25 protein-coding genes and 1 tRNA gene are annotated in these 25,367 nt (G+C 72.7%); 17 read left to right on the forward strand and 9 right to left on the reverse strand.

The window, feature by feature from the left end; translation table 11 throughout:
- Positions 1 to 107: 107 nt before the first annotated feature.
- The 6 genes from AB0K67_RS14520 (at position 108) to AB0K67_RS14545 (ending at position 8,473) form a co-directional block, all read left to right on the forward strand.
- Positions 108 to 3,254, forward strand: a complete 3,147-nt coding sequence (locus tag AB0K67_RS14520) for a BTAD domain-containing putative transcriptional regulator (RefSeq protein ID WP_364058686.1) — start codon at positions 108 to 110, stop codon at positions 3,252 to 3,254.
- A gap of 51 nt (positions 3,255 to 3,305) precedes the next feature.
- Positions 3,306 to 3,857 carry a sigma-70 family RNA polymerase sigma factor gene (locus tag AB0K67_RS14525; protein WP_364058689.1) on the forward strand — a complete coding sequence of 184 codons (552 nt, stop codon included), beginning with the start codon at positions 3,306 to 3,308 and terminating at the stop codon, positions 3,855 to 3,857.
- 30 nt (positions 3,858 to 3,887) lie between these two features.
- Positions 3,888 to 5,105: a hypothetical protein gene (locus AB0K67_RS14530; protein WP_364058692.1), complete on the forward strand. Its 1,218-nt coding sequence runs from the start codon at positions 3,888 to 3,890 to the stop codon at positions 5,103 to 5,105.
- A 261-nt stretch (positions 5,106 to 5,366) separates the two neighbouring features.
- Positions 5,367 to 6,311, forward strand: a complete 945-nt coding sequence (locus tag AB0K67_RS14535) for a sugar kinase (RefSeq protein ID WP_364058695.1) — start codon at positions 5,367 to 5,369, stop codon at positions 6,309 to 6,311.
- A gap of 53 nt (positions 6,312 to 6,364) precedes the next feature.
- Positions 6,365 to 6,739 carry a BlaI/MecI/CopY family transcriptional regulator gene (locus AB0K67_RS14540; RefSeq protein WP_364058698.1) on the forward strand — a complete coding sequence of 125 codons (375 nt, stop codon included), beginning with the start codon at positions 6,365 to 6,367 and terminating at the stop codon, positions 6,737 to 6,739.
- Between the two features lie 75 nt (positions 6,740 to 6,814).
- Positions 6,815 to 8,473: a catalase gene (locus AB0K67_RS14545; protein ID WP_364058701.1), complete on the forward strand. Its 1,659-nt coding sequence runs from the start codon at positions 6,815 to 6,817 to the stop codon at positions 8,471 to 8,473.
- Positions 8,474 to 8,530: 57 nt separating this feature from the next.
- On the opposite strand, the gene AB0K67_RS14550 is transcribed toward AB0K67_RS14545, so the two are convergent.
- Positions 8,531 to 9,112: an HD domain-containing protein gene (locus AB0K67_RS14550; protein WP_364058705.1), complete on the reverse strand. Its 582-nt coding sequence runs from the start codon at positions 9,110 to 9,112 to the stop codon at positions 8,531 to 8,533.
- A 50-nt stretch (positions 9,113 to 9,162) separates the two neighbouring features.
- On the opposite strand from AB0K67_RS14550, the gene AB0K67_RS14555 reads away from it, so the two are divergent.
- The 3 genes from AB0K67_RS14555 to AB0K67_RS14565 all read left to right on the forward strand — a co-directional run bounded on the left by AB0K67_RS14555 (position 9,163) and on the right by AB0K67_RS14565 (position 10,999).
- A complete protein-coding gene (locus AB0K67_RS14555; protein ID WP_364058708.1) occupies positions 9,163 to 10,026 on the forward strand; it encodes a DUF4429 domain-containing protein in 864 nt (287 codons plus the stop codon).
- A gap of 138 nt (positions 10,027 to 10,164) precedes the next feature.
- Positions 10,165 to 10,599, forward strand: coding sequence for a nucleoside deaminase (locus tag AB0K67_RS14560; RefSeq protein WP_364058711.1), 435 nt, complete (start codon positions 10,165 to 10,167; stop codon positions 10,597 to 10,599).
- A gap of 70 nt (positions 10,600 to 10,669) precedes the next feature.
- Positions 10,670 to 10,999 carry a hypothetical protein gene (locus AB0K67_RS14565; RefSeq protein WP_364058714.1) on the forward strand — a complete coding sequence of 110 codons (330 nt, stop codon included), beginning with the start codon at positions 10,670 to 10,672 and terminating at the stop codon, positions 10,997 to 10,999.
- A gap of 433 nt (positions 11,000 to 11,432) precedes the next feature.
- On the opposite strand, the gene AB0K67_RS14570 is transcribed toward AB0K67_RS14565, so the two are convergent.
- The 3 genes from AB0K67_RS14570 to AB0K67_RS14580 form a co-directional block, all read right to left on the reverse strand.
- Positions 11,433 to 11,509 (reverse strand) — tRNA-Lys (locus AB0K67_RS14570).
- Positions 11,510 to 11,591: 82 nt separating this feature from the next.
- A complete protein-coding gene (locus AB0K67_RS14575; RefSeq protein ID WP_364058716.1) occupies positions 11,592 to 12,518 on the reverse strand; it encodes a nucleoside hydrolase in 927 nt (308 codons plus the stop codon).
- A gap of 463 nt (positions 12,519 to 12,981) precedes the next feature.
- Positions 12,982 to 13,374 (reverse strand): OsmC family protein, encoded by a 393-nt coding sequence (locus AB0K67_RS14580; RefSeq protein WP_364058719.1) that lies wholly within the window; start codon positions 13,372 to 13,374, stop codon positions 12,982 to 12,984.
- A gap of 52 nt (positions 13,375 to 13,426) precedes the next feature.
- Here AB0K67_RS14580 and AB0K67_RS14585 point away from each other — a divergent pair, with 52 nt between their 5' ends.
- Together AB0K67_RS14585 and AB0K67_RS14590 are read left to right on the forward strand one after the other, a co-directional pair.
- The gene (locus AB0K67_RS14585; RefSeq protein ID WP_364058722.1) at positions 13,427 to 14,128 is read left to right on the forward strand and encodes a hypothetical protein; all 702 of its coding nucleotides are present in this window, start codon (positions 13,427 to 13,429) and stop codon (positions 14,126 to 14,128) included.
- 50 nt (positions 14,129 to 14,178) lie between these two features.
- Complete coding sequence (locus AB0K67_RS14590; RefSeq protein ID WP_364058725.1) at positions 14,179 to 15,060, forward strand: FAD:protein FMN transferase; 882 nt, start codon at positions 14,179 to 14,181, stop codon at positions 15,058 to 15,060.
- Between the two features lie 115 nt (positions 15,061 to 15,175).
- Here the strand turns inward: AB0K67_RS14590 and AB0K67_RS14595 are convergent, their stop codons facing one another.
- Entirely contained in the window at positions 15,176 to 15,451 is a 276-nt protein-coding gene (locus tag AB0K67_RS14595; protein WP_364058728.1) for a hypothetical protein, read from the reverse strand.
- A 132-nt stretch (positions 15,452 to 15,583) separates the two neighbouring features.
- On the opposite strand from AB0K67_RS14595, the gene AB0K67_RS14600 reads away from it, so the two are divergent.
- Positions 15,584 to 15,964 (forward strand): phage holin family protein, encoded by a 381-nt coding sequence (locus tag AB0K67_RS14600; protein ID WP_364058731.1) that lies wholly within the window; start codon positions 15,584 to 15,586, stop codon positions 15,962 to 15,964.
- Positions 15,965 to 15,977: 13 nt separating this feature from the next.
- Positions 15,978 to 17,312 (forward strand): aromatic amino acid ammonia-lyase, encoded by a 1,335-nt coding sequence (locus tag AB0K67_RS14605; RefSeq protein ID WP_364058734.1) that lies wholly within the window; start codon positions 15,978 to 15,980, stop codon positions 17,310 to 17,312.
- Positions 17,313 to 17,472: 160 nt separating this feature from the next.
- Here the strand turns inward: AB0K67_RS14605 and AB0K67_RS14610 are convergent, their stop codons facing one another.
- Entirely contained in the window at positions 17,473 to 18,468 is a 996-nt protein-coding gene (locus AB0K67_RS14610) for a LacI family DNA-binding transcriptional regulator (RefSeq protein WP_364058737.1), read from the reverse strand.
- Positions 18,469 to 18,673: 205 nt separating this feature from the next.
- Here AB0K67_RS14610 and AB0K67_RS14615 point away from each other — a divergent pair, with 205 nt between their 5' ends.
- Positions 18,674 to 19,534, forward strand: coding sequence for an amidohydrolase (locus AB0K67_RS14615; RefSeq protein ID WP_364058740.1), 861 nt, complete (start codon positions 18,674 to 18,676; stop codon positions 19,532 to 19,534).
- The gene (locus AB0K67_RS14620) at positions 19,531 to 20,118 is read left to right on the forward strand and encodes a cysteine dioxygenase family protein (RefSeq protein ID WP_364058743.1); all 588 of its coding nucleotides are present in this window, start codon (positions 19,531 to 19,533) and stop codon (positions 20,116 to 20,118) included. The genes AB0K67_RS14615 and AB0K67_RS14620 overlap by 4 nt, the downstream gene beginning before the upstream one ends.
- On the opposite strand, the gene AB0K67_RS14625 is transcribed toward AB0K67_RS14620, so the two are convergent.
- A complete protein-coding gene (locus AB0K67_RS14625) occupies positions 20,107 to 20,805 on the reverse strand; it encodes a (2Fe-2S)-binding protein (protein WP_364058746.1) in 699 nt (232 codons plus the stop codon). The two genes, AB0K67_RS14620 and AB0K67_RS14625, sit on opposite strands and share 12 nt — an antisense overlap.
- A complete protein-coding gene (locus AB0K67_RS14630) occupies positions 20,802 to 21,977 on the reverse strand; it encodes an MFS transporter (RefSeq protein WP_364058749.1) in 1,176 nt (391 codons plus the stop codon). The genes AB0K67_RS14625 and AB0K67_RS14630 overlap by 4 nt, the downstream gene beginning before the upstream one ends.
- 80 nt (positions 21,978 to 22,057) lie before the next feature.
- On the opposite strand from AB0K67_RS14630, the gene AB0K67_RS14635 reads away from it, so the two are divergent.
- Complete coding sequence (locus AB0K67_RS14635) at positions 22,058 to 23,035, forward strand: LacI family DNA-binding transcriptional regulator (RefSeq protein ID WP_364059564.1); 978 nt, start codon at positions 22,058 to 22,060, stop codon at positions 23,033 to 23,035.
- A 98-nt stretch (positions 23,036 to 23,133) separates the two neighbouring features.
- Here AB0K67_RS14635 and AB0K67_RS14640 read toward each other — a convergent pair whose 3' ends face one another.
- Complete coding sequence (locus tag AB0K67_RS14640) at positions 23,134 to 24,324, reverse strand: MFS transporter (protein WP_364058752.1); 1,191 nt, start codon at positions 24,322 to 24,324, stop codon at positions 23,134 to 23,136.
- A gap of 60 nt (positions 24,325 to 24,384) precedes the next feature.
- Between AB0K67_RS14640 and AB0K67_RS14645 the strand changes: the two genes are divergently transcribed.
- Complete coding sequence (locus AB0K67_RS14645) at positions 24,385 to 25,362, forward strand: DUF5937 family protein (protein ID WP_364058755.1); 978 nt, start codon at positions 24,385 to 24,387, stop codon at positions 25,360 to 25,362.
- Positions 25,363 to 25,367: the final 5 nt, after the last annotated feature.

Genomic DNA, 25,367 nt, shown 5'->3' on the forward strand with positions numbered 1-25,367 from the left:
GAACGGCGAGGGGTCCGATTGATCCCTTGTCTGACGCTGCACTAGCGTCTCTGACTGTGCGTTGTCAGGCTGTCCGCGTCTCCCTCCTAGGTCCTCTGGAGGCCGTCGTGGACGGCCGGGGGGTGCGCCTGACCGGCAGGCAGCGCGCGTTACTCGCCGCGCTGCTGCTCGACGCGGGCCGCGTGGTCTCGGTCGAGCGGCTGGCCGAGCGGCTGTGGGGCGGGGATCCGCCGCCGTCGGCGGCCGCCCGGGTGCGCGCGCTGGTCGCCGAGCTGCGCCGGGCGATCGGCGAGACGATCGAGACCCGCAGCCCCGGTTATCTCATCCCCGAGGGCACGGTCGAGGTGGACGCCGACGAGTTCGCCGCCCTCGTCAGGCAGGCGGGCGGCACGGGGCCCGCCGAGGCCGTCGCCGCCTACGACCGGGCGCTCGACCTGTGGCGCGGCGACCCGTACCCGGATCTGAGCTGCCCCGTCGCCGAGGCGGAGCGGCACCGGCTGGACGAGCTCAGGGTCGAGGCGATCGAGGGCCGCGCGCAGGCGCAGCTGGAGCTGGGGCGGCATCAGGAGGTCATCGCCGGGCTGGCCAGGCTGGTGGCCGAGCAGCCGCTGCGGGAACGTCCGCACGGCCTGATCATGCTGGCGCTGCACCGGGGCGGGCGCCTGCCGGAGGCGTTGCGGGTCTACCGGGGGTTCCGTGACCGGCTCGTACGCGAGCTCGGCGTCGAGCCTGGCAGGGAGCTGCAGGCCCTGCACCAGCGCATCCTGGCGGAGACCGCGGAGCCGACGGGGCCCGGCGAGCCGGCGCGTACGGCGGAGCCTCAGGAGGAGCCCGCGGCGCCGATCCCCCGCCAGCTTCCCCCGGTCACCGGCCACTTCGTGGGCCGCGAGGAGGAGCTGCGCCGCATGGACGACGGCCGGGTGACGCTCGTGGCCGGTCCCGCCGGGGTCGGCAAGACGGCGCTGGCGCTGCAGTGGGCGCACCGGCGGGCCGGCTGGTTCCCCGACGGGCAGCTCTTCCTCGACCTGCGGGGCTTCGACCAGCGGGCGCCCATGACACCGGCCGAGGCGCTGCCGCTGCTGCTGCAGGGGCTCGGGCATCCGGCCAGGGACATCCCGGTCGAGCTGGACGCGCAGGTCGCGCTCTACCGGTCGCTGCTCGCGGGCCGCCGCGTGCTGCTGGTGCTCGACGACGTCGGCGAGCCCGACCAGGTACGCCCGCTGCTGCCCGGCGACCCCGGCTGCCGCGTGCTCATCACCAGCCGGCACCGGCTGGGCGGCCTGGTCGCGCTGGACGGCGTCGAGCGCATCACGCTCGGCGTGCTGGAGCAGGACGAGGCGCTGCGGCTGATCTCGGCGGGCGTCGGCGAAGAGCGGCTGTCGCGCGAGTCGGAGGCGTCGCGCGAGCTGGTGGCGCTCTGCGGCAGCCTGCCGCTCGCGCTGTCCATCGCGGTGTCCTGGATCGGCGACCACGAGCACCGCAGGATCGGCGACTACGTGCGCGAGCTGGCCGAGCGCGGGCGGCTGGTGCGGCTGCGGGTGGACGGTGACGAGAGCGTGGCGGTGCGGGCGGCGCTCGACCTGTCGTACCGGGCGCTGCCCGAGCCGGCGCGGCGCGCGTTCCGCCTGCTCGGGCTGGCGCAGGGCGCCGGCATCTCCGCCGCGGCCGTCGCCGCACTGGCCGGCACCACCGCGGAGCAGGCGGCGGTCCTGCTCGGCTCGGCGGCGCGGATCCACCTGATCGAGGAGATCGGCCCCGACCGTTTCGCCGCGCACGACCTGGTGTGGGAGTACGCGGCCCAGCGCGGTCTCGCCGAGGACTCCGCCGCCGACCGGGAGGCCGCTCTCCGACGCCTGTACGACCACTACCTGCGCACGGCGGCGGGCGCGCTCACGGCGGCCGGTTTCGAGGTGCCCGAGACGCCCGGCGGCGAACCCGTGGCCTTCGCCGGACGGGAGGAGGCGCTCGCCTGGCTGGACGTCGAATGGGACAACCTGGCCGGGGTGATCGCCTCCGGCGCGCCGCACGCCTGGCTGCTGGTCGAGGCGCTGACCGACGTGCTGCTGCAGTACCGGCGCAGCCGCGTGGAGTGGCTGCGCCTGGCCGAGACCGCGCTCGCCGCCGCGGAACGCGCGGGCGACCTGCGCGGTCAGGCGGCGATGTGCCACTCGATCGGCCGGGCCCGCCTGCTCGTCGCCGACCTCAAGGGCGCGCTCGGCTACCTCGGGCGGGCGCAGGAGCTGTGCCGCCGCGCGGACTGGCCGCAGCAGGAGGCGGCGGTGCTGCAGACACTCGGCGTGGCGCGCAAGCAGCTCGGCGAGCCGCGCCGGGCCATCCCGCTCTACCGGCGGGCCGCGGAGATCAACCGCTCGCTCGGCCTGGTACGCGGCGAGGCCAGGGTGCTCAACAACCTGGCCTCCGCCCACCTCATGCTCGCCCGCCTCGACCAGGCGGAGGAGTCGCTGCTGGCCTGCCTCGGGCTCACGGGCCGGCCCGAGGACGCGCACCTGCGTACGCTGACGCTGGTCAACCTGGCGCTCGTCCGGCAGCGGCAGGCCAGCTTCGCCGACGCGCTCGGTCACCTGGACGAGGCGCTGGCCGTGGCCCAGGGGGCGGGCCTGCTCTACGCCGAGGCGGTCACGTACGAGACGTACGGCTGGGTGCACCGCGACGCCGGCGACCACGTACGCGCGATCGACGCCTTCACCCGCGCGCTCGGCCTCGCGCAGGAGGTCGAGAACCGGCGCTGCCAGATCGCCTCGCTCGCCGGCACCGCCGCCGCCGAGACCGGGCTCGGCCGGGTGGAGGCCGCGCTGGCGCATCTCGGCACGGCGGCCAAGCTCGCCGAGGACACCGGCATGGGCCTCGACCAGGTGCTGCTGGAACGCGCGGAGGTCAGGCTGCGCCAGGGCAGGCACGCCGACGCCCTGCTGGACGCGGGCCACGCGCTGGAGCTGGTGCGCACCGCCAACCCGCTCGACCTGCCCCGCGCGCACCGCCTTCGCGCCGCCGCCCACCTGGCGTCCGGCGACACCGAGTCGTGCGTACGTGAGTGCGAGCGGGCGCTGCGGCACGCCCGCAGGTCGGGGCAGCCGCTGCAGCACGCCCGCGCCCTGACGACGCTCGGGCACGCCCGCAGCAGGGCGGGTGACGACGGCCGGGCGGCCCGCCTCTGGGCGCGGGCCCACGCCCTGTTCACCGGTATCGGCGTGCCGGAACAGCAGGAGACGGCGGCGCTCCTCACCGGTCACTGAGAAATTCCGGGTCCCGTGGTAATCGAGAGACGGCCGCAGGGACTACTGGGTGTGGACGATCCCCAAGAGCGATTCACCGCGCTGTACGACCGGTACTACCGGAACGTGCTCGGCTACGTGCTGCTCCGCGTCGAGGAGGGCGCGGCCGAGGATGTGTGCAGCGAGACGTTCCTGGTGGCCTGGCGGCGGCTCGACGAGTTACCCGAGCAGGTGCTGCCGTGGCTGCTGGGCGTCGCCCGTAACAAACTCGCCAAGCAACGTCAGCTGTGGCACCGGCGTCAGGACCTGGTCGAGCGCATCTCCGCGCTGACCACCGAGCACGAGCACCTGGCCTGGGACGTCGCCGAGCACGTGGTGGACCGGGAGCAGGCCATCTCCGCCCTGCGCGCCCTTCCCGACAAGGACGTGGAGGCGTTGATCCTGGCCACCTGGTACGGCCTGACACCCGAGCAGGCCGCGACCGTCATGGGCTGCTCGGCGCGGACCTTCAACGTGCGGCTGCACCGGGCGCGCAAGCGGCTCGGCCGCGCGCTCCGCCAGGAGGCGCGGGCCGCCAGGTCACCGGCCCGATCACCCCGCAACAGATTCGCCGAGGAGAGCTGACGTGCGCACGACAACCCTCAGGGGGAGGACATGACCGACCGTACGTTCGCCCGGCTCAAGCCGGAGAAGCTGGACGAGCTCGCCGAGGCGGGCTACCGGCGGCGCCGCGACGGCGATCTCGCCAGGGCGTTCGCCGAGGCCCGGGAGGAGACCCGGCCGGAGCCCCGCCGCCTGCCCGCCCGGCGTCCCGTGTTCCTGCTGGCGGCGGGTGCGATCGCCGCCGTCACGGCGGGCGCCGTCGTCGTCTCGACCGGTGTGCTCACCGGCACGCCGCCCGCGCAGGTCCCGCCTCCGGGCACTTCGCAGGTCGCGACCGGCGAGGCGGGGGCGTCGCCGACCGCGAAGATCGACGCGCGTACCTTCCTGCTCGCCGCCGCCGACACCGCCCTGCGCGAGAAGCCCGGCTCCGGCTCCTATTGGTACGTGCGGCAGCGCACGGCCTCACCCACCGGCTACTGGCCGAAGAAGTTCTGGGACGGCGTGGCCAAGCTGCAGCGCCAGGAGCAGGCCGAGATCGACAGGACCGGCGCGAAGGACGACGAGCTGGTCGCCATCAATGAGAAGTACAACAAGAAGCTGGCGGAGCTGCGCGAGAGCGTCTACCCCGACGGCCCGCCGTTCAAGGCGTACGTCGTCGAGACCGAGGAGCAGTGGCGGCCGAAGCAGGCGGGCGGCACCAACCGCACCAAGCGCTCCGACCGCGAGGTGGTCTTCCCCACGCCGCAGGACGAGGCCGAGTGGCGCAGGCTCGGCTCGCCGAAGCTGCTCGATGACCGGTCTCAGAGCGTGGACGACACCCTGCCCAGGCCGCTGTCGATCTCCAACATGGACATCACCCTGCAGAACGTCGGCGACCTGCCCACGTCGAAGAAGGCGCTGGCCGCCCGGCTGCGCGCCCAGTTCGACCGGCTGCCGGACGACGACAAGGAGTTCGACCTCTACCTGTGGCAGACCGCCGTCGATCTGATGACCGCGCCGACCAGCCCCGGCACGCGGGCCGCCGTCTTCCGGATCCTCGCCGACCAGCCGGGCATCCGCTCCGGCGGCGAGGTGAAGGACGCCGCGGGGCGCGAGGGCGTCAGCGTGGCGGTGGACAGCGACGACGGGTACGAGTTCCGGCTGGTCGTCGATGAGGACACCGCCGAGCTGCTGGAGTACGCGGTGGCGGAGAAGGGCGAGGACACCACGCGGGTGACGTTCGAAGAGCTCGGCTGGACCGACAAGCTGGGCCGCCGCCCGCAGAGCTGAGACTCCGCACCTGCCGGAGCCGTGCACCTGAGCCGGAGCGCGCCGCCCCGGGCGCGCTCCGGCCGGTCCGGGGTCGCGTCCGGCTCCGGCGGCCTTCAGCGGTCCCTTCCATGCCCCGGCGGCGGCCTTCAGCGGTCCCTTCCATGCCCCGGCGGCGGCGCGAAAGCGCCCCGCTAGGGTGTGGGGGACGCGCCGCCACGGGACCGGCCGGGTCGCCGGGATTCGGCGCTGGTTCGAGGAAGGGCTGGGTAGCACGATCCGATGACTGAGCTGGTGACCTTCGGTGAGACCATGGCGTTGTTCGCGGCGCGGCGCACGGGGCCACTGCGCTTCGCCCGCGACTTCGACCTCGGCCTGGGCGGCGCGGAGTCCAACGTCGCGATCGGCGTGTCCCGGCTCGGCCACGCGGCCACCTGGGTGGGCCGGGTGGGAGCCGACGAGTTCGGCGACCTGATCAGGTTCACGCTCGCCGGCGAAGGCGTCGACGTGCGGGCCATCGCCGACCCCGGCGCGCCCACCGGCCTGATGATCAAGGGCAGGCGCACGGCCGACCTCATCGACGTGCGCTACTACCGCAAGGGCAGCGCGGGCTCGCGGCTGTGCGCCGACGACCTCGACCCCGCGCTCATCAGGTCGGCCAGGATCCTGCACGTCTCCGCGATCACGCCCGCGCTGTCGGCGTCGGCGCGCGAGGCCGTGCGCCACGCGATGACCGTGGCCAAGGACGCGGGCGTGCCGATCTCGCTGGACGTCAACTACCGCAAGGCGCTGTGGAGCCCCGAGGAGGCCGGTGCCTGGCTGCGCGAGGTCATCGGCGAGGTGGACGTGCTGTTCGCCACCGAGGCGGAAGGCCGGCTGATCGCCGACGTCGATGACGCCGAGGAGCTGGCCGCAGAGCTGGCCAAGCGGGGGCCGCGGCACGTGCTGATCAAGTTCGGCGCCGAGGGCGCGATGGAGCTGTCCGACGGCGCGGTGCTGCGGGCGGAGCCGTACCAGGTGACCGAGGTCGACTCGGTGGGCGCGGGCGACGCGTTCGCGGCCGGGTGGCTGGCCGACTGGCTGGCCGGCGCCGAGCCCGCCGACCGGCTGGCCACGGCGTGCGCGGCGGGGGCGTTCGCGGTCACCTCGCAGGGCGACTGGGAGAGCCTGCCCCGGCGGTCCGACCTCGACCTGCTGCGGCGGCCGTCCGACGGCGTGAGCCGCTGACCGAGTCTTGGAGCGGCGAGGTCCGTACGTGACCACGCTTCAACATGTGGGGCATGAAACGCCCCCTGGGAGAGCTCGAAGCCACGATCATGGACAGGATGTGGTCCTACCGCAGGCCCGCATCCGTCCGCGACGTGCTCGAAGACCTCCGCAAGGAGCGGGAGATCGCGTACACGACGGTCATGACCGTCATGGACAAGCTGCACACCAAGGGCCTGCTCAGGCGCGAGCCGGTCGGGCGGGCCTACATGTACGAGCCCGTCTCCACCAAAGAGGCCTACACCGCCGAGCTGATGCGCCACGCGCTGGCCGCCAGCGGCAACCAGGCCGCCACGCTGGTCCACTTCCTCGAGCGTCTCACGCCGGAGGAGGCCACCGCGCTGGAGACGGCGCTCCAGGTGGTGCCGCCCGGCAGCCGCCGCCCGTAGCCGGGCTCCCCCTGTTTCCGTCCCAGCCTCGCGGGCAGGCGGGGAGGACTACGCAAGGGGGAAGGAATCGGTACGATGACCGACGTTTCGGGTCAGGGCTCGCGGCCGGACGATCAGCGCCCCATCCTCACCAACCGGCAGGGGCATCCGGTCTACGACAACCAGAACCAGCGGACGATCGGCCCGCGCGGCCCGGCGACGCTGGAGAACTACCAGTTCCTGGAGAAGATCAGCCACTTCGACCGCGAACGCATCCCCGAGCGCGTCGTGCACGCCAGGGGCACGCTCAGCTACGGCTACTTCGAGTCGTACGGCAAGCTCGGCGACGAGCCGATCGCCCGCTACACCAGGGCCAAGCTCTTCCAGGAAGAGGGCAAGCGCACCGACGTGGCCGTACGCTTCTCCACCGTGATCGGCGGGCGCGACTCGGCCGAGACGGCCCGCGACCCGCGCGGCTTCGCCGTCAAGTTCTACACCGAGGACGGCAACTGGGACCTCGTCGGCAACAACCTCGCCGTCTTCTTCATCAGGGACGCCATCAAGTTCCCCGACGTGATCCACTCGCTCAAACCGGACCCCGTCACGTTCCGCCAGGACCCCAACCGGATCTTCGACTTCATGTCGCAGACGCCGGAGAGCATGCACATGCTCGTCAACCTCTTCAGCCCGCGCGGCATCCCCGCCGACTACCGGCACATGCAGGGCTTCGGCGTGAACACGTACAAGTGGGTCAACGCGGAGGGCGAGACCCGGCTGGTGAAGTACCACTGGATCCCCAAGCAGGGCGTGCGCAGCATGACCCAGGCCGACGCCGCCGCCGTCCAGGCGCACGACCTCGGCCACGCCACCAAGGACCTGCACGACGCCATCGAGCGCGGCGACTTTCCCGAGTGGGAGCTGCGCGTGCAGATCATGACCGACGACGAGCATCCCGAGCTGGACTTCGACCCGCTCGACGACACCAAGGTCTGGCCGGAGAACGAGTTCCCCGCGCTGCCGGTCGGCCGCATGGTGCTCGACCGCAACGTGCAGAACCAGTTCGCCGAGAACGAGCAGGCCGCGTTCGGCACCGGCGTGCTGGTCGACGGGCTCGACTTCTCCGACGACAAGATGCTCATCGGCCGCACGTTCTCCTACAGCGACACCCAGCGCTACCGCGTCGGGCCCAACTATCTGCAGCTCCCGGTCAACCAGACCAAGGCCGAATGCAGGACCAACCAGCGCGACGGCCAGATGACGTACTTCGTCGACACCGGCGGCGAGGACCCGCACATCAACTACGAGCCGTCGCTGCGCGGCGGGCTGCGCGAGGCGCACTATCCGCACCCCGACGAGGTCGGCCCGGTCGTCTCCGGCCGGCTCACCCGCAAGCGCATCCCGCGTACCAACGACTACAAGCAGGCAGGCCAGCGGTACCTGCTGATGGAGGAGTGGGAGCGCGACGACCTCGTCGGCAACCTCGTCACCAACCTCCAGCAGTGCGACCGGCCCATCCAGGAGCGCATGGTCTGGCACTTCCTGCTCGCCGAGGACGACCTCGGCCTGCGCGTGGGCGAGGGCCTCGGCATCACACCCGACGACGTCTCGCACCTGGAGCCGCTGCAGAGCCAGGACCTCACCGACGAGGACCGCGACCGGCTGGCCAAGCTGGGCAGGAACGGGCCGCGCGACGTCGAGAACCTGAAGATGACCCACTGCGTCCCGAACGAGCGGGCGGTGCACGCCGAGGCGTGACGCGCACGCGGGGCGGGCCTCCTGCGAGGGGCCCGCTCATCGCATCCGCTGGGGTCGTCAGGCCGGCCAGCGTTCGACGCGCCGCCAGTGTCCACGCCACTCGGCGAACCACGTCGCGAACCACGGATGGGCCCCGGCCAGCGGCATGATGTACGCGACCGTCTCCAGGTAGTAGCGCCGCTGAAACCGCCACGGCATGCGCTGCAGCTCCTGTACGTTGCTCACCCGGTCGGCCAGCTTCACCAGCACCGCCTTGGGCAGCGCCTTCACCAGCGAGGCCAGGTGGTCGGCCTTCGCACCGCCCGGCGGCCTGGTCACCCACCGCACCAGCGCGCCCACCTCGGGCCCGAACCGGCGCGCGACCTCCGCCTCGGTGCAGGGCGTGTCCTCCAGGACGTCGTGCAGCACGATCGAGACCAGCACGTCCCTGTCGCTCAGCCCGGCGCCGCGCACCGCCACCTCCAGCGCCTCGAGAAGATGCTCCAGGTACGGCCGCCCCGTCGGCCGCTGCTGCACGCCGTGCCTGCGCCGGGCGAAGGCGACCGCGTCACGCAGGGCGTCCACGGTGGGCGCGGGGAGCGCCGCGGCCAGCGGGCCCTCCGCGTGCGCCCAGGACGGCCAGCTCGTGAAGATCTCCATCGCGCTCCTTCGTCTGTGATCGTGCCGCGCGCGTGTCCTAGGCTGAGAATATGGCCGAGATCGCGGTGCCCGACGGGTCGTGGACGTTTGATGGGGAAACGCTGCGTATCGTCCCCGGGAGCGATAAAGGCATCGATGAGCTGCGCAGAGCTCTCGGCGACATCGACGTTCCGCTCGAGGCCATCGCGGGGGTGTCGTTCGAGCCCGGGCGCAAGGGCGGCCACCTGAGATTAAGGCTGCGCAAGGGCGCCGACGCGCTCTACGACGTGGTCGCGGGGGCGCTGACGCCGCCCGCCGACCCGTACCGGCTGGCCGTGCCCAAAGGCCGCACGGGCGCGGCCGAATACTTCGCCGACGAGGTGCGCGACACCCTGCGGGTCTTCCAGACGCCCAGCGGCCCCTGCGAGCACTACCTCGTCCGCGTCCCCGACGTGCCCATCACCGCCACCGCCGGCGACGGCACGGTCTCCTTCGACGGCGAGCGCATCCGCCTGGAGTGGACCGGCTGGGCCAGCAGCGACAAGGAGAAGCTGGGCCCGCAGGAGTTCCCGCTGACCGACGTGGCGAGCGTGGAGTGGAAGCCGCAGTCCGGCATGGGCTACGGCAGCCTGCGCTTCCGCCTCAAGGGCGGCGGGCCCGGCCTGGCACCGGACAAGGACCCGCGCTGCGTCTCGTGGGGCGTGCAGCGCTACGGCGGCACCACCGCCCTGGTGGCCGCGGCCGTGCTCGCGCGCCTGCCGCGCGATGTGCCCGAGCCGCCCCAGCCGCTGCCCGCGCCGCCCGCCGACGACGTGCACGACGCGGTGCTGCGCCGCCTGGCCGAGCTGGGCCGGCTGCACCAGTCGGGGGTGCTGACGGATGAGGAGTTCGCCGCGGCCAAGCAGGCCATGATCCGCCGCCTCCAGGAGACGTGACGGGCCGCCGCGCCCTTCCTGACGCACCTTTATCGAGTGGCGACGCGCCCGCAATGACCGGGGATGCCCTTTATTGGGTGGCGGAGTGCCGCGTCCCCTGTGAGAGGCTGCGGAGACCCCGACGACGAGGAGGAGCCGGTGACCGTGACACCTGACGAGGAGCGGCTGCTGCGCCGCGCGATCGAGCTGGCCGCCGAGGCGCGGGCGGGCGGCAACCCGCCGTTCGGCTCGCTGCTCGCCGGCCCCGACGGCACGATCCTGGCCGAAGAGCGCAACAGCACGCTCACCGACCGCGACATCACCGCGCACCCCGAGCTGAAGCTGGCCCGCTGGGCGGCCCGCGAGCTCGACCCGGACACGGCGGCGGCCACCACCATGTTCACCAGCTGCCAGCCGTGCGGCATGTGCGCAGGGGCCATCGCCCGCTCGGGGCTCGGCCGGGTCGTGTACGCGCTGTCCGGCGAGCAGCTCGACGGGCTCAAGCCGCCCGGCAGCGCCTTCACCGACCCGCCCAGCACCGGCCCGGCCCTGTACGACGAGGCCCGGGTTCCCGTCGAGGGCTACTACCGCTAGGCAACGCCATCACCCTTCGCTTACGATCGACCACGCAAAGTGATGTTCGATCGTTCGTCCAGGAGGGGCAATGTCCATGACCATCCGGATGGCCGCGGCCGCCGGCGCGTTCGCGCTGCTGACGATGGGGCTCACCGCGTCGCCGGCGGCGGCCGCCACCCACCTCGACTGCCACACGTTCGTCCACGCGATCGACCGCGACCTCGGCATCGCGTCTTGCACCAACCGCACGGGCCGCGCGTGGATCTTCCGCGCCGTGGTGGTCTGCGGCATGGCCCCTGACGTGGTCGGCGAGTGGGTCCGCCTCGAGCCCGGCGGCTCCGGCGAGTCGCAGGGCTACTGCGGCGGCATCCTCACCACCGGCGTGGGCGCGGTCGGCGTCGACGAACGCCCCGCCTGACCGGCCGTCCTGGCGACCCCACGGCGGGCACCTGAACGCGGCGCCCGCCGTCCCGCCGAATGCGCGGCCCGCCACAGCCGTTCCCGCCGTGGAGCGCCCACCGTGACGACGCCATCCCGAGGCGACGCGGCAAGCTCCTGCCGTGCCTACGCCTTCGCGACGCCGTCCACCCCTTCACCGCCTTCTCAGGAGTGCAGTCTTCGTCTGCTGGACGTAGGGAGCCGATGAGGACGAGGCCGGCTGCGATCACGTAGGCCGCGCGTCCACGGCACCTCGTGCCGGTCTTGCCCGCCTCCCACGCGAAGACGGCGACGCCCACCGCCCGGGGCAAAGACGCCCCACCGCCTGGGGCGAAGACGCCCCACCGCCTGGGGTGAAAGCGCCGCAGACGCAAGAAACCCCAGCCCGGTCATCCCGAGCTGGGGTTTTGCTGTGGTGCGCCGCCAGGGACTCGAACCCCGGACCCGCTGATTAAGAGTCAGCTGCTCTGACCAACTGAGCTAGCGGCGCAACGGGGTTAACTCTATCAGCCCTCGGACAGTGCCCGCGCCGCCCAGGCACATCCGTGCTCATCCGGTCCCTGACGACACGATCACGCCAGGCGGGCCGCCAGCTTCTCGTACGCCCCCAGCACCAGGTCCCAGAACGCCGGCACATCCATGGACGTCGCGACGAGGGCGTTGGCCTGGCGGCCTTCGACGCGGAAGTCCGTCACGGTCATGCCCCTGGTGTACTGCCCGGCGGTCTCCACGTTCACCACGGCGGGCACGCAGGTGAACAGCGACGGCCGCAGCACGTACGCGACCGCGCATGCGTCGTGGATCGCGGGCCCGCCCTCGGCCGTCACCATCCCGTAGTACTGCGCGGCCGGCACCAGCAGCTCCGACAACCGCCCGAGCGGCCGCATGCGCTCCAGCACCGGCGAGGTCACGGCGGCGGTCAGCGTCACGTCGAGACCCAGCATCTTGACCGTCCACCCGGCCTCGAAGGCGATCGCGGCGGCCTCGGGGTCGGCCAGCATGTTGAACTCGGCGGCCGGGTTGTGGTTGCCGCGCGTGAAGGAGCCGCCCATGATGACGAAGTCGCGGGCCCATTCGACGATGCGCGGCTCACGGCGTACGGCGAGCGCGATGTTCGTCAGCGGCCCCACCGCGACCAGCGTGATCTCGCCGGGCGCGGCCCGCAGCGTCTCCACGATGAAGTCGACCGCGTGCCCCTCGGAGGGTCCCCGCGTGGGGGCGGGCAGGACGACGTCCCCGAGCCCGGTGGGCCCGTGCACGTCGGCGGCCCGGACCGTGCGGCGCAGCAGCGCGCCCGCGCTGCCCGGGGTGACCGGCACGTCGCCCATCCGCAGGAACTCGCGCAGCGCCAGCGCGTTGGCGGTGGTGAATTCCAGGTCCACGTTGCCGCCGACGGTGGTGATGCCCACGAGGTCGATCTCGTCCGACGAGCCGGCGGCCAGCGCCAGGGCGAGTGCGTCGTCTATCCCCGGATCGCAGTCGATGAGAACTTTCTTCACTCACCGGAGGATACGCACGGATCAGGCCGGCGTAACGCAGGGATCGGACCGGGATTACGCCCGAGTCGGGCCGAGGGTCCCGGGCCGGGCCGAGGGCCCCAAATCGAGCCGAGGGGTCCCGAATCAGGAATGGGTCCCGAATCAAGCCGAGGGTCCCGAATTCGGGCCGAGGGGTCCCGAGTCGGCCGAGGGATTACGCCTGGATCCGGCCGGGGGTCGCGTACGCATGGATCGGGCCGGGCAGTTCCCCCAAATCTGCCCGGCCCGATCGGCGGCGGTCCAGGCCGGCGTCTTCCCCCAAAAACGCCGGCGGTCCCGCACTTTGCGGCCCGCGGTCCCCCTCCGCGTCCGCATCGGTGAAGGTCCTCGCGGTCAGTCGCCAGTGCTCCTGACCTGCTACTACGCTACCGAGACGAATGCAACGGTCGCGTCATAACGGGGTCGAATATCTGTTTAATCCCAACTACGGAAGCTCCAACCGGACTTCAGTGCCGTCCTGCAACGACCGGCTCACCGTGCAGTACTTCTCGTGCACCCGGTGGGCGACCGCCTCGAACACCTCGCCGGCCTCCTCCGACGGCAGCTCGACGTCGTACGTCACCGTGACCGTCCCCAGCTTGTTGGGCTCGATCTTCTCCGACTCGACGGTCATCGCCAGGCGCACCAGCCGGTGACCCCGCTTGGCGGTGAGCGGCTCGACGGTGACGATGTTGCACCCGCCGACCGCCGCCAGCAGCAGCTCGACCGGGGTGAACACCCCCTCCTGATCGCCGCCGCCGATCGCAACCTCGGCGCCGCGGGCGTTCGTCGCCCGGAATCCGCCGTCTTCAGTCCGCTCCACACGCACGTTAGCCATGTTTCTAGACCCTACTCAGACGGCTTTCATGTTCGGTCCGCAAGGTTGAGGTATGGCTAGCGAGGCGAATCCTCAACAGGGGCCGATCCTCTTCTGGAGCGGCGTCGCGATCGCCGAGTTGGGGGCGATCCAGCCGGGTTTCGGCGCTCCGTGGACTCCTTCCGCCTACGCCGCGGCGGCGCTGCTCGTCGCCCTCGGCTTCGTCACCGTCAAGGCCGCCGCGTATCTCCGCACCGAGGAGGCCAGGCAGCGCCTGCGGCTAGGCGGCTATCTCACCGGAGCGCTGCTGGTGGCGCACGAGTTCGGCGGGACGACCGCCGTCAGTGGCTTCGGCCGGGTGTGCTCGCTCCTGCTGTACGCGGCCGCGGCCGTGATGGCCGTACTGAGCCACCGCGCGCCCCGGACCTCCAGACCGTCTCTGCTGATCGCGACCGGGCTCGACCCCAGGACGCTGCACGAGCGGCTGGCGGACGAGCCGGGCACCGTCGCCGTCTACCGCACCGAGCGGGTCACCGACGAGCTGCGCGAGCTGCAGGCCCGCTACCGCGTCATCCTCGTGGAGGGCGCCGAGCACGATCCGCGCGCCAAGGAGCGGGTGAGCGCGTCCGGGCTCGGACGTGAGATTCCCGACATCGCCGAGCGCGAGGTGGTGGTGGCAGGTCCGCGCCGCTTTCAGCGTTATGTAGGTGGGGCGCTGTCGCGCCTGGCCGTGCCGAGGTCACAGATCCATTTCAGTTCTGACCTCAAGGTTTAGGCTTACCATACGAGCGATCTGACAGCGTGGACGGCGGACAAGGAGGCAAGATGACGACTTCTGATCGTTTCCAGTCCGTGACGACTTCCATCGCCGAGTCCGCGATGACCTCTCATATCGCCGAGCCCGCCACGGCTCCCCTGACACCGGCCACGGCGGCGTCCTTCCCGGGCAGCAGCCGCACCGAGACCTTCATGGGCCGGCCGGTCACCATCGAGATCCGCACCCCGCTTCCGGCGCGCGAGCTGACCCCGCTGATGGACGACGCCTTCGCCTGGCTGCGCTGGGCCGAGGACACCTTCAGCCCGGCCAAGGAGGACAGCCAGATCAGCCGGCTCAACCGCGGCCTGACCCTCAAGCAGATCCCCGAGCTGATCGAGGTGCTGCACCGCTGCGACGAGCTGAGCGAGTCCACCGGCGGCTGGTTCGACGCCCGCATCAAGGGCGTGACCGACCCCTCCGGCTACGTCAAGGGCTGGGCACTGGAGCGACTGTCCCGCGCGCTGCTCCAGGCGGGCGCGGGCGACCACCGCATCACGGCGGGAAACGACGTACGCGTGCGCGGCTCCCACGCCCCCGGCAGGCGCTGGCGGGTGCCCGTGCGCGACCCGCGTACCGGGAAGATCCGCCGCACCGTGCTCGCACACGACCTCGGCATCGCCACCTCCGGCGGGTCCCGCGTGCTCGACCCGCACACCGGCGAGGTCCGCGACACGCTGGGCTCGGTCACCGTCATCGGCCCCGACCTGGGGCTCGCCGACGCGTACGCGACGGCCATGTACGCCATGGGCCCCATCCAGGCCCGCCGCTTCGCGAACGAGCTGGCCGCGAAGGGCTGCTACGAGACGCTGATCGTGCTGCACGACGGGCAGGAGCTGACCACGCCAGGCTTCGCGACCTACAACGACCGGCGCGCCCGCCTGGCCGGCTGACCGAGCCGCGCCTCACCCCCTCCGGTCCGCACCGCGTGACGCGGACCGCACGTCACGCTCCGCTCACGACTCTGACCGGGCGCGCGCACGGGAGACCCGTGCGCGCCCCCGGCGCTCAGGCATCCGGATGTTTACGCAGGTAGTCGAGATAGATCGGGCGCAGCGCCTCGCCCAGCTTGCCCTCGCCCGCCACGAGAGCGTCGCTCAGCAGCGCCGAGACCCTGCTGAGGTCGTTGGCGCTCTCATCGTGGTGACCGCTGGCGGCCTCGGCCGCCGGGATCACTTTCAGCAACTCCCATAGGAACCCCAGGTCCCCGTGGCGTACGGCGTAGCGCACCGCCCGGTCGTGCAACTCGGCGGCCGGCAACGACTCGAGCCCGTTCGCGTCCATGTCGGTTCCTCCCCTGCACGCCTCTTCCCCCCGATGTCCGTCGATAACCGGAGACTACGCAGAGTGATCGGCGGGCATCGTTCTGACGGCGCCCCTATCGACCACTGAGCTCAAGTGGGAGGATCAACCAGCGTGAGATTCATCATCAGAACGCTCGCAGCGGCAGTCGCGCTGTGGGTGGCCATCCAGTTGCTCGACGGCATTGAGGTCGACGCCCCCGCGAACTCGGCCAAGTACTGGGGTGTCCTGGTGCTCGTGGCGTTGATCTTCGGTGTCGTCAACGCCATCGTCAAGCCGATCGTGAAAGCGCTCGGCTGCGCCATCATCGTGCTCACGCTGGGCCTGTTCCTGCTCGTCATCAACGCGGCGATGCTGCTGCTGACGAGTTGGATAGCGGGCGAGCTCGGCATCCCCTTCCATGTGGACAACTTCTACCCGGCCGCCTTCTGGGGCGCGATCATCATCAGCGTGGTGAGCTGGCTGCTCAGCGCGTTCGTCCCCGACGGCGACTAGACACGCACCATCCATGGAGCTCGACGGTTCCGGCCTGACGTGCGCGCGAGTGCACGAGGCCGCCTGTGAAGGGGCCCGGGTCTCGATCGCCTCCCTCGATCGGGCCCGGGCCGCGTGGGCCACCGCCCAGGAGCTGACCGGCCGCCCGGTGTACGGCAGGAGCACGGGAGTCGGCGCGAACCGGGACGTGCTCCTGGAGGGCGGCGGCCTCGACCTGCTGCGCAGCCACGCGTGCGGTGCGGGCCCGCCCGTCGAACCCGCCAGGGCCAGGGCGATGCTCGTGGTCCGGCTCAACCAGCTCCTCGCGGGCGGCTCGGGCATCGAGCCGGGCGTGTGCGAGGCGCTCGCGTACGCGATCAACCACGGTTTCACGCCGCCGCTGCGCACGTACGGGGCGATCGGCACCGGCGATCTGACCGCGCTGTCCACGACGGCGCTCTGCCTGCTCGGCGAGCTGCCCTGGAACCGCGAGCCAGGAGTGGCGGCGCCCGAGCCGCGCTTCCCGCTCGCCTCCAGCGACGCGCTGCCGTTCATCAGTTCGGGCGCGGCCACGCTGGCCGACGCCGCCATCGCGGTGCACCGGCTGCGCCGGCTCATGGAGGCCGCGATCGAGGTGGCCGCCATGTCGTTCGCCGCCGTGGACGCCTCCGCCGAGCCGCTGGCCGCCGTCGTGCACGAGGCGCGCCCGCACCCCGGCCAGGCGGCGGTGGCGGCGGCGCTGCGCGGCCTGGTGGCGCACGAGCCCAGCACCCGCGTTCAGGACCCGTACGGCTTCCGCGCCTTCGCCCAGGTGCACGGCGCGGCCGTGGACGCGCTCGACCGCGCGGTCACCGCGATCGAGACCGACCTCAACGCCTCGGCCGAGAACCCGCTCTTCGCCGAAGACCTGGCCTGGCACAACGGCAACTTCCACTCGGCGCCCGTGGCGCTGGCGCTGGACGCGCTGCGGCCCGCGCTCGTGCAGACCGCGCAGCTCAGCGCCGCCCGCCTGGCCACGCTCATGGACCCGGCCTACACCGGCCGCCTGCCCTTCCTCGCCGACCGTCCCGGCGCGTCCGGCATGCTGATCCTGGAATACGTCGCCCAGGACGCGGTCGCCGAGCTGCGCCACCTCGCCGCGCCGGTGACCACGGGCACGGCGGTGGTCTCGCGGGGCGCGGAGGACCACGCCGGCTTCGCCACCCAGGCGGCCCGCCACACGCTGCGCTGCCTGGAGCCGCTGGAGATCGTGCTGGCCTGCGAGCGTACGGCGGCGGCCCGCGCGCTCGACGCCCCCGCGCCCGACCGCCCGCTCACGGCCGACCTTGAGGAGTCGCGCCAGGCCCTCACCCGCGCCCTCCCGAACTGAAGCCGCTCCCGGCGACCACCCCGCACCAGCCCCACCGCAACCACGCCAGCCTGACCACCGCACCAGCCCCACCGCAACCACGCCGGGCTGACCACCGCGCGAACCCCGCCAAGCCGCGCCGGGCCGCCCCGGCGACATGACCGCCCCGCGCGTAGCTCCGTCAGGCCCCGGAGCGGCGGGCCACCGAGCCGCGTTCGCGCAGCGTCGGCTTCTGCACGACCCGCCGCCTGCGCGCCCCGCCGTCCGCCGCCGCCGCGATGAGCCGCACGGCGGCCCTGACGATGCCGTCGATGTCCCAGTCGACCGTGGTGAGCCCCGGGCTGAGCAGCCCCGACATCGGATGGTCGTCGTAGCCCATGACGGACACGTCGCCGGGGATCGACAGGCCCAGCTCGGCCGCCGCCGCGTAGACGCCGTACGCGATCGAGTCGCTGAAGCAGAACACCGCGCTCGGCTGCTCGCCCGACAGCACCCGCAGGGCGGTCGCGGTGGCGCCGGCCAGGTCGTGGGGCGCGGTGGTCAGCTCGATGTCGAGCCGCAGGCGCTCGGCCTCGGCCGAGACGTGGACGTCGGCGGGCCGGTCGGGGGTGCTCGGCCGGGTGGGCGTGAGCACGGCGATGCGGCGGTGGCCGAGCGCGTGGAGGTGCTCCAGGGCGAGCGTGACGCCGCGCCGGTTGTCGAAGACGACCTCACCGGCCGTACCGGTGATGGAGTCGCCGATCGCGACCACCGGCACCGACTCGCACAGCTCGGGCCAGAACGCGGCGGCGGGATCGATGGGCTGCACGATCATGCCGTCGACGCGCTGGTCGCGGAGCTGCTGGGCCAGGGCGCGCTCGCGGGCCGGGTCGCCGACCGCGTCGAGGATGAGGGCGTAGCGGTCCTTCTCCCGCAGGCCCCTGCTGATGCCGACGGCGAGCGACTGCTGCCACAGGTCTTCGAGCGAGCCGCACAGCAGGCCGATCATGCCGGTGCGGCCGCTGGCGAGTGCCCTGGCGATGGGGTCGGCCTCGTAGCCGAGCTCGGCGGCGGCGGCGCGGACCCGCTCCATGGTCTCCTCCGACACCTGAAGGCCGCGCAGTGCGTAGGAGACGGCCGCCGGCGACAGGCCCGTGGCCCGCGCCACCTCACGGATCGTGGCTCTCTTCCGAGGCATTCAGCCAGCCTATTGCGTGGGACCGGCGAGAGCCGCTTTCCCGTGAGAGCTTGTCGCTTTTACGTAAGAAACGCCCGTTGACATGACCTTCGTGAAGCGTTTCACTGAACCGTATCACTGAAACGGTTCACTCTGACCCTTGCGCAGGCAGACCGGTTTACATGTATTGTGAGTAGGAAATGGCGGGGAAGGAGGGAGTGACGGCATGACGATCGACGTGCACCAGCACTTGTGGACGCCCGGATTCGTCGATGCGCTGCGCACCAGAACCCGCCCGCCGTACCTCGACGGCTGGACGCTGATCCTCGACGGCGAGCCGCCGTACGAGGTGAACCCCGCCGATCACGAAGGGCGCGACACGACCGGCCTGGAGCTCGCGCTGGTGTCGCTGTCGAGCCCGCTCGGCATCGAGTTCCTGCCGCCCGAGGACGCCTGGCCGCTGATCGACGCCTACCACGACGGCGCGCTCGCGCTGGGCGAGCCGTACGGCGCGTGGGCGGCCACCTGCCACAGCGACATCGACCCCGAGCGCCTGGCCAAGGATCTCGACCGCGGCTTCGCGGGCCTGCAGATCCCCGCCACGGCCGTCCCCGACGACCGGATCCTCGAAGTCCTGACCGGCAGGAACCTGCCGCTGTTCGTGCATCCGGGGCCGGCCGCGCTGACCCCGGGCACGCCGCCCTGGTGGCCCGCGCTGGTGCCGTACGTCCAGCAGATGCACCAGGCATGGCACTACTTCCACGCCGTCGTCCGGCCCAGGCATCCCCGGCTGCGGGTCTGCTTCGCGCTGCTCGCCGGCCTCGCGCCGCTGCACTCCGAACGCCTCATCACCAGGGGCGGCGGCGGGCGCGGCCTGGTGGACCGCGACTTCTTCGTGGAGACCTCCTCCTACGGCCCGCGCGCGATCGACGCGATCGTCCGCGAGCTCGGCATCGACGTCGTGGTCAACGGATCCGACGCCCCCTACGCCACCGCACCCGATCCCGGGCTCGGCGCGGCCGCAGGCCACGCCATCCGGGTGGTCAACCCCCGTCGTCTGCTGAACAGAAAGGAGACTCGTACGTGAGCACTGACCAGATCCAGGACGGGGGCACCTGCTCCAGGCTCCCCGAGCGCACTCTCGACCGGCGCGAGCTGCGCGACCTGGTGGACGAGCTGGCCGCCCATCCGGAGGAGTGGCGCGACCAGGTGGACTTCCCCGCCGAGGGCGGGCGGCACTACGCCTCCCTCTACCGCGACGCGTACGTGGACGTCTGGCTGCTGTGCTGGCGTCCGGAGGACGACACGGGCTGGCACGACCACGACATCTCCTCGGGGGCGGTGCGCGTGGTGCAGGGCGCGCTGCGCGAGTGCAACCCGCGCATCGGCGGCGAGCACCTGGAGACGGTGGTGACGGAGGGTCAGTCGTTCTCGTTCGGTCCCGACCACATCCACCGGCTGACGGGCGCAGTGGACCAGAGCGTGTCCATCCACGCGTACTCGCCGCCGCTGTGGCGGCTCGGCCAGTACTCCATCGACGGCACGGGCGTCATGCGCCGCGTCTCGGTGAGCTACGCCGACGAGCTGCGTCCCATCGACGAGCCGGTCCCGGAGCCGATCACCGGGCAGGAGGCCGTGCCCGAGGCGCAGCCGGTCGGGTCAGTCGCCTGAGGCCGCACGCGCCCGCGCGGCGGGCCTGAGCACGCAGCAGCTTCCGCAGGGCTCCACGTCCGGCAGGGTGATCCACAGGCAGCAGGTCCTGCGGAAGTAGCCGTCGCCGGCGGGCTCGATCAGCCCGTCGAGCGGCGGCCCGATCAAGCGCAGCAGCTCCATGTAGTCGCCGGGCACGATCGTGGTCAGCGGGTGGGCGAACGCCTCCGCCGTGGAGCCCCACAGCGTGCGCTCGCCCACCTTGGTCAGCGCGTTGATCGCCTCGACCAGCGGGCGCTGCGACTCCTCCAGCGCTTCGCGGATGGCGCCGACGCCGGTGTCCCAGCGCACGCGGGAGGCGGCCAGCGTCACCCCGGCGGGCGAGACCTGGAAGTACGTGGCGTCGAACGGCATGATCGGCACCCGCCCGCCGAGCGCCCACCCGAGCGCCAGCGGCAGCGCGTGCCAATAGCCGTAGGTCTTCCAGAACAGCGCCGCGCCGACGTGCCTCGGGGCGTTCCAGCGCGCGGCCGTCTCGTCCACCAGCTCGGTCAGCAGCGTGTACGGCTCCCGCACCAGCTCGGTGACCGGGGTCCAGGAGCCGTCAGGGTCGATGACGAGGCCGGGCACCACTCCGAGCACCCCGCCGCGCTCGTCCGCCAGCCGCCGGAGCGTGTCGGTCAGCACGCGGGACTCCCCTTCGATCATCGTCGGGCTCCCTCCAACGTAGCAGGGCGACCGGCCAGCCATCCGGCCACGAGCTGCACCACCAGTACGCCGAGTCCGGCCGAAAGCGGCACCGTCCAGCCGCCGGAGATCTCCCTGAGGTAGCCGAACAGCATCGGGCCGAGCGCCGCGACGACGTAGCCGACGGACTGGGCGACCGCGGACAGCGCGGTCACGGCCGCAGGGTCGGCGGGACGCAGCGCGATGATCAGCAGCGCCAGCGCGAACGAGGCGCCCTGGCCGATGCCCAGCACGATCATCCACACCCACGGCAGCGTCGTGGGGGCGAGCAGCATGCCGAGGTAGCCGAGCACGGTCAGCACGCACGCGCCCACCACGTACGGCACCTGCGAGGCGCGCCGCCCGGCCAGCACGGGCACCGCGAGCGAGGTGCCGACCTGCACCGCGTTGGTCAGGCTGAGCAGGTAGCCGGCCTGGTCGGCGGGCAGCCCCGCTTCCAGGAAGATGGTGGGGAGCCAGGCCAGCATGACGTAGAAGGTGAGCGATTGCAGCCCCATCAGCGCGGTGACGTACCAGGTGACGCGGCTGCGCAGCACGGCGCCGAACGGGCGCGGGCCGTCGGAGCCCACCTGCGGCCTGCCGCGCAACGCCTGCGGCAGCCAGAGCAGTGCCGCGAGCAGCGCGGGCACGGCGAGCAGCGCCGTGACGCCGCGCCAGCCGGCGCCGGTGGCGTGCTCGACGGGGACCACCAGCGCGGAGGCGAGCGCGGCACCGGCGACCACGGCCGAGACGTAGACGCCGGTCATGAGGTTGACGCGGGTGGGGAAGTGCTGCTTGACGACGCCGGGCATGGAGACGTTCATGACCGCGATGGCGGTGGCGGCCAGGGCGGAGCCGATGTAGAGCAGCGGCGCGCCGTCGAGCCCGCGTACGGCGACGCCCGCGGCGATGACGAGCAGGCCGGCGAGCAGCGTGCGGTCGAGCCCGATGCGGCGCGCGAGCAGCGGCGTGACCGGCCCGAACACGCCCAGGCAGACGACCATGACGGTGGTGATCGCGCCGCCGCCCGCGGGGCTCAGGCCCACGTCGCCCATGATCTCGTCGAGCAGCGGGGAGACGCCCGCGATGGCCGGGCGGAGGTTGAGCGCGGCCAGGGCGAACCCGGCCACGAGCACGGCGGATCTCAACGACATAGACGACCACTCTGGCACAACCGCTTGACAACGTTGTCCGCCCCTCCCGAGTAGGAAATGATCCAGGCGTGAGACCGACGATGAAGGACGTCGCCTCGGCGGCCGGCGTCGCGCTCAAGACCGTCTCGCGCGTCGTGAACGGCGAGCCCGGCGTCCACCCGGCCACCGCCGAGCGCGTGCGCGCGGCCATCGAGCGGCTCGGCTACAGCCGCAACGAGAGCGCGCGCGTGCTGCGCAGAGGCAGGACCGCCACGATCGGGCTGGTCATCGAGGACGTGGCCGACCCGTTCTACTCGGGGCTGAGCCGGGCGGTCGAGGACGTCGTGATCGAGCACGGCTGCCTGCTGCTGAGCGGCTCGTCCGGCGAGGAGCCCGGCAGGGAGCGGGAGCTGGTCGAGACGTTCTGCGCGCGGCGCGTGGACGGGCTGATCGTGGTGCCGGCCGGTGACGACCACACCTATCTGCGGCCCGAGCTGGAGGCGGGGACGCCGGTGGTCTTCGCCGACCGGCCGCCGGGCGCGGGGCTCGACGTGGACACCGTGCTGGCCGACAACGCGGGCGGTGCGCGGCTGGCGGTACGCCATCTGATGGCGCACGGGCACCGCAGGATCGCCTTCCTCGGCGACGACCCGGCCATCTTCACCGCAGCCGAGCGGCGGCGCGGCTACCGGGACGAGCTGGGCGGCCTGTACGACGAGCGGCTGGTGGCCATGCGGCCGCCGTCGCTGGAGGCGATCCGTACGGACCTGGAGCGGATGCTCGCCCTCGACGACCCGCCGACGGCGCTGTTCACCGGCAACGGCCGCTACACCGTGACGACGCTGCGGGCGCTGGAGAGGCGGCGGATCGCGCTGGTCGGGTTCGACGACTTCGAGCTGGCCGACCTGCTCGACCCGGGGGTGACGGTGGTGGCGCAGGATCCGGCGTGGATGGGGCGGGTCTCGGCCGAGCTGCTCTTCCGCCGCCTGGGCGGCGACACCGGCCGTTCGGAGCACGTGGAGCTGCCGGTACGCCTCATCGTGCGCGGCTCGGGCGAGCTGCCCCCGACCGGCTTCTGAGGGCGAGCCGCCCCTGGCCGGCTCCCGACGCGCGTCCCCCGACGCGACGGACCGGGCGCGTTCACACAAGGACGCGTGTGCGGGCGGGGACCGCGGGCTCAGGCGGGGACGCGGACGGCCGGTGAGCGCAGCACGCCCGCCAGCGCCACCGCGACCACCACCCCGGCCAGCCCGGACGCGGCCATGGCGTACCCCGGCGCGATCACCTCGCCGAGCGCGCCGATCAGCGCCGCGCCGGCCGCCTGCCCCGTCATCAGCCCGGCCGACTGCAGCCCGAACGCCTGCCCGCGCACCTCCTCGGGCACCGCGTCCACGAACCGCCGCTGCAGCCCGAGCTGGTACGACAGCCCCGCGGCGCCGAGCGCCGCGAGCACCGCCGCCCACCCGATGCCGGGCCCGAGCGCGAAGGCCGTCCACGGCACGCCGAGCAGCAGCGCCAGCGGGAACGACAACCGCTCGCGCAGCGCGGGCGCCGCGAAGCGCCCCACGGCGAACTCCCCCGCCGCCATGCCGACGGCCGCCGCCGCGAGCACCATCCCGGCCTGCCCCTGCCCGCCGAGGTACGGCACCACCATGGCCTCGGCCCCCGCCAGGCACACGCATGGCAGCCACATGGCGAGCAGCAGCCCGCGTACGCGCCCGTCGGCGATGAGCCGCCGGTTGACCCGCAGCGTCTGGCGTATCGCGCCGGGCCCGCCGTTCCCCCGCGCCGCGGTGTACGGCAGCCCGAGCCGCAGCACCACGGCCGCCACCGCCGACAGCACGGCGGTGATCGCGAGCGCCCCTGAGGGACCGACGACGGCGAGGACCGCTCCGCCCGCCGCCAGCCCGGCGACCTGTGCGCTCGCCGACGCCATGTTGAGCAGCGAGCGCCCGAGCACGAACGCGTCGCCGGGCAGCACCTCGGGCAGCATCGCCGCCCGCGCCGCGAAGAAGACGGGCGAGAACAGCCCCGTGGCCAGCACCAGCGCCAGCATCGCCCACACCGGCAGCCCGGCGTAGGCGAGCAGCAGGCAGGTGACGGCCCTGACCAGCTCCCCCGCGATCATCAGCGCCCGCGGCGGCAGCCGGTCGGCCAGCGAGATCAGAAGCAGCCCGCCTGCGATGTACGGCAGCCACCCGGCCATGTACGCCGCCGCCGACAGCCCTGCGGAGCCGGTCCGCGCGTAGACGAGCACGGACAGCGCCAGCATCCTGATCACATCGCCGCCGATCATCAGGGCGAAGCTGCCGAACAGGACGCGGAACTCCTTGACGGCGAAGACCTCGCCGAACGTCGCGCTTTTCACGGTTCCCGATGCTCGGGCCCGCCCCGGAGGTGGGGCGACTTTTTCGGATATAACCGAAAGGTGGTGACGATCGAGGTGGTGCCGCAGGACGTGATGGCCAGCAGGTTCGCCATCTCGCCGCTGATCGAGACCATGCACGCCCAATGGGTGCTGGCGGGCCGCTACCGGGCGGGCGCGCACGAGCCGTGGGCGGCGCGGTGGCGCGAGACGTACCGGCGGCTTGAGGAAGAGCTGCCGGCGCTGCGGGCCGCCATGGCGATCACCGGCAACCCGGGCTCGAACGTCGACTTCGTCGCGCCGCCGCCGACGGCCGTGGACGTGCCGTTCGAGGCGGAGATCGCCGCCGTGCGGGCCACGCCGGTGTCACGGGCGCACGCGGAGATCGAGCAGGTGCTGGCCGAGCGGCCCCCGGTGCCGGGCTGGGTGCGGGAGCTGCTGCTGGGCCCCGACGTGGTGACGCTGGTCGCGCGGGCGTACGAGGCGCTGTGGACGGAGATCCTGGTCCACGACTGGCCGCGGCTGCGCGCGGTGCTGCAGCGGGACGTGGCCTACCGGGCGGGGCGGCTGGCGGCGTACGGCTGGCAGGCGGCGCTCGACGACCTGAGCCCGCAGGTGCGCTGGCGCGGCGGGCGGATCGAGGTGAAGCTGCGCAGCATGCACGGGCAGGAGCGGCGGCTGGGCGGCAGGGGGCTGCTGTTCCTGCCGTCGGCGTTCATGGACAGCGTGGGCGCGTACCTGGAGGAGGATTGGCCGTACGCGCTGGTCTACCCGGCCAGGGGCATCGCCGCGTACGGGCAGGCGCGGCCCGCACCCGCGAGGCTGGCGGCGCTGATCGGCCGCAGCCGGGCCCGCATCCTCGCCGAGCTGGCGGAGCCGGCGACGACCACGCAGCTCGCCGCGCTGCTCGGGCAGAGCGTGGGCACGGCCGGCGAGCACGTGGCGGCGCTGCGCGGCGCGGGCCTGATCGCCGGCACCCGCACCGGCCGCAGCGTCGTGTACGCGCGCACCCCGCTCGGCGACGCCCTGATCGGGGGCTGACCTTT

The organism is Nonomuraea sp. NPDC052634, assembly GCF_040678535.1.
Classification (GTDB): Bacteria; Actinomycetota; Actinomycetes; order Streptosporangiales; family Streptosporangiaceae; genus Nonomuraea; species Nonomuraea fastidiosa.